Genomic DNA, 3629 nt, shown 5'->3' on the forward strand with positions numbered 1-3629 from the left:
TTTCCCAAATCTTTCCTTGCAATATAAAGCAAGTGACAATCATCAATGGAGTCTTTCTTATGGAAAAAGAATTCAACGACCTAATTATTGGAATCTTAACCCATTGAAGCTTTACGTGAACCCTACTTCTTATGCGGAAGGTAATCCTTTTCTTAAGCCATCCATTATTCATAATACAGAGTTGGGTTATACCTTTTTGAAGAGTTATATGGTAACTGCTTATCATCAATACATTACTAATCCTATCTCTCAGGTTCCTGAGAGGGATGAAGAGGAAGACATATTGCGATACTTTACACAAAATGTTAATCCTAGGCAAAACTATGGGGTAAGATTTGTTGCACCGGTCACGCTTACCAAATGGTGGTCGATGAATAATGCTGCAACCCTATCATATTATGTGGAGAACTTTATCTATGAAGAAGAGCTTATGGAGAATAGAGTGGTTACGGCTTATATTTCTTCCTCAAACACTTTCAGTTTGCCCCATGGAATAAAAGCTGAATTAAATGCAACCTACATTTCTGGAGGCTTGGACGGTTACAATCGGTATCAAGATAGATTTTTACTGAATTTTGGCTTTCGAAAGCCTGTGCTAAAGGAGAAAGGCTCTATTGCATTAAATATAAATGACCCTTTCTTTTGGGATGGATGGCGTTCAAAAAATATTATGGAGGGGATCCAAGGCAGTAATATAAATACTTGGGATAGTCGATCTGTACGTCTAAGTTTTAATTATAATTTTGGTAAAAGTACAGTGAAGAGCAAAGGTAAGAGAAGAACTAGTAATTCTGAGGAAAGAAATAGATTGTAATTAATTTACAATGTTTTCGGTTTAGAGAAAGGTTGTCGGTTCAGTTCGACAACCTTTTATGTTGCTAACCCTTTTGTCTTTCCCATTTTTATACGGTTAGTGTTCGATAATGTACATTTGTGGTGGAGTTGCTTGGTTGTAATTTGTTGATTTATAGTTATTTGTGATTTTGATTGGGGTTTGGTACAGTATTTTCTAATTTATTGATGATTTTAAGGATACTAATTTTATTGAAATCAAGTGTATTGAGACAAAGTAAACTGTTAAAAATATAATTAATCTAAAACATTAAGAGCGATGAGAATAAAAAGTCAAAAGTTGAAATTTTTCCTCCTTCCTTTATTGCTTTTGGGGCTGTTGAGTATGTCTAATGTAGGAAAAGAAAAATTAATAGGAGACGGTGAAGAATCACATTCCAGAACATTGGACTTAAAGCCATTCCATAGTATTGATCTTTCTATAGATGCAGAAGTAATTCTAAAAAAAGGTAATCTTCAAAAAGTGGAAATTGTGGCTGAGCCCAAAATAATTGACCAAATCCAAACTCAGGTAAGAAATGGTGTTTGGGATATAAGCTTCCCTAGGAGAAGTCGTATTCGATTTCATAAGCCTATTACGATTTATATTACCGTGAAAGAGCTTAAAGCAGCAGGAATTGGTAGTTCGGGAAGTATTATTGCCAAAGAATCTATTTCAAACCCTAATCAATTAAACCTTTCTATTGCCGGTAGTGGAGATATTATTTTTGAAAATCAGCAGGTAAAAGCCCTACGTGCATCCATTGCAGGTTCAGGAAACATAAATGTAGAGGGACAAACAGACCGTCTCAAGTTAAGTATTGCAGGTTCAGGTAAGTTCAAAGCTTATGATTTGAAAGCGAAAATGGCAAGTATTTCAATAGCTGGCTCGGGTAGAAGCGAAGTATTTGTTGAGGATGATTTGGATGTACGGGTGGCAGGAAGTGGAGATGTATATTATCAGGGAGAACCAAGGGTGTCCATCTCAAGCGCAGGTTCCGGCAAGGTTAGAAAGGCCAATTAATATTCTGTTTTATTTAAAAATGATCCATTTATAAGTTTAAAGGAATACTACGGTAAAATGTCATGAAAGAAAAAATTCAACCGCTTTTGATTTTCACTTTAGTGATGGTTTCTCTAGTTAGTTGTAGGGGATTTTACGAAAGGGTAAGCTTAACTGGTAAGGGAGAGGTGGTTAGCCAGGGGCTAACATTACCTTCCTTTAAAAGCCTAAAATTAGAAATTCCAGCAAAAGTAATTCTAAAACAAGGGAATCAACAGACTGTAATAGTGGAAGGACAACAAAATATCATTGATAAGATTGTCAAGGAAGTGAAGGGTGAACATTGGGACATTCGTTTTCCTAGGAAATCCTATCTTGCTGCTTTAAAAAATAATCAACAAAGAAATTTTGACGATTGGCAGGATGATCCCCATGAGGGTTATAACCGCTATAAGCCGGTTACCATTTACATTACTGTTCCTGAATTGGAAAAAGTTGCGGTTAGCGGTTCGGGAAAACTTTTTGGAGAAAGTCCTTTTACGGTGAATGAATCATTAGAATTGCGTTTGTCCGGAAGTGGAAAAATGAGTTTGGAAGCGCATGCAAAAAGTATATTGGTTTCAGTGAGAGGTTCTGGGAAGATGGAATTGAAAGGCCAAAGCCAATTAATGGATGTGAAAGTTTCTGGTTCAGGAAGATTAAACGCTTCCGAGTTAAAATCCGATGAAACTTCTGTTGTAGTGAGAGGGTCTGGCAATGCCAAAGTTCATGCCAACAAACAATTGCAAGTGAAGATTTCAGGAAGTGGTGATGTCAGGTATCAGGGAGAGCCTCAATTGCAATCCAAGATTTACGGATCGGGAAGTGTCCGGCAACTTTGAGGTGTGTTCAGGAGCCTTAACTTAATTTTAGCTAAAAAATAATTTAAATAAACTAAGAAATTTAGTCTTTAGTAGAGATCTTTTATTATAAAATAAATTTTAAGAATGATGAGAATTTATAAATCTTTTAGTGTATTAACGCTTGCCTTTGTAACCTTAGTGGTATTTAGTAGTTGTATTCGGAATTATTATTATGATAGCATAAGTGGAGAAGGTGAGGTCGTTAAGAAGGAGCTTCAATTAGAAGCTTTTAATGGAATAAAGCTTAGCTTGCCGGCTGATGTTTATTTAACAAAAGGAAATGTCCAAAAGGTGGAGGTGGAAGCCCAGGAAAATATTATTGATTATATTCAAACGGAAGTAAGTGATCAATCCTGGAAAATCCGTTTTCCAGAGGGTACTTCAGCAAGGGATTTTAAAAAGATTCGGATTTATATTACTGTTCCTGAAGTTAGAAAAGCTACAATTAGTGGTTCAGGTAAAATCTTGGGACAAACTTCGTTTGAAGGAGCTGATCAGTTGGATTTAAGAATCTCCGGTAGTGGATATATTCGAATGGAACAAGAAAATACTGGCTTAGTAAAGGCATCAATTAGTGGTTCTGGGAAGATAGAATTGTTTGGGACTGCTCAATCCTTGGATTTTCGTTCAAGTGGCTCAGGAGATTTATTAGCTTATGAATTGGATACGGAAGATGCTTCCATAAGCATGTCGGGCTCAGGTAAAGGGGAAGTGACGGCAAGTAAAAATCTAAAAGTAAGTATTTCTGGAAGTGGGAGAGTTAGGTACCAAGGATCTCCTAGAGTTTCTACTAGTGTATCAGGTTCTGGAAGTGTAAAAGCTGTTGATTCCATGTAGGATCAAATGTTACTGGACAAGAATCGAAAAAGCCGAAGTTTTTTATAAAAAACTTC

4 protein-coding genes are annotated in these 3629 nt (G+C 36.2%); all 4 read left to right on the plus strand.

Translation table 11 applies throughout. From position 1 onward, the window contains the following. Positions 1 to 814 (plus strand): outer membrane beta-barrel family protein (locus E1171_RS04970; RefSeq protein ID WP_155204686.1); only part of this gene is annotated, 814 nt, incomplete at its 5' end. 297 nt (positions 815 to 1111) lie between these two features. Continuing rightward, positions 1112 to 1855 (plus strand): head GIN domain-containing protein, encoded by a 744-nt coding sequence (locus E1171_RS04975; RefSeq protein ID WP_155204688.1) that lies wholly within the window; start codon positions 1112 to 1114, stop codon positions 1853 to 1855. A 62-nt stretch (positions 1856 to 1917) separates the two neighbouring features. Then, positions 1918 to 2715 carry a head GIN domain-containing protein gene (locus tag E1171_RS04980; RefSeq protein ID WP_155204690.1) on the plus strand — a complete coding sequence of 266 codons (798 nt, stop codon included), beginning with the start codon at positions 1918 to 1920 and terminating at the stop codon, positions 2713 to 2715. Between the two features lie 105 nt (positions 2716 to 2820). Continuing rightward, on the plus strand, positions 2821 to 3573 hold the full coding sequence (locus E1171_RS04985) for a head GIN domain-containing protein (protein WP_155204692.1): 753 nt from the start codon (positions 2821 to 2823) through the stop codon (positions 3571 to 3573). Positions 3574 to 3629: the final 56 nt, after the last annotated feature.

Source organism: Xanthovirga aplysinae (genome assembly GCF_009711365.1).
Lineage (GTDB): Bacteria > Bacteroidota > Bacteroidia > Cytophagales > Cyclobacteriaceae > Xanthovirga > Xanthovirga aplysinae.

Coding starts and splice junctions, on each gene's coding strand:
- E1171_RS04985 (WP_155204692.1), top strand. CDS start 2,821: ATGATGAGAATTTATAAATCTTTTAGTGTATTAACGCTTGCCTTTGTA.
- E1171_RS04975 (WP_155204688.1), top strand. CDS start 1,112: ATGAGAATAAAAAGTCAAAAGTTGAAATTTTTCCTCCTTCCTTTATTG.
- E1171_RS04980 (WP_155204690.1), top strand. CDS start 1,918: ATGAAAGAAAAAATTCAACCGCTTTTGATTTTCACTTTAGTGATGGTT.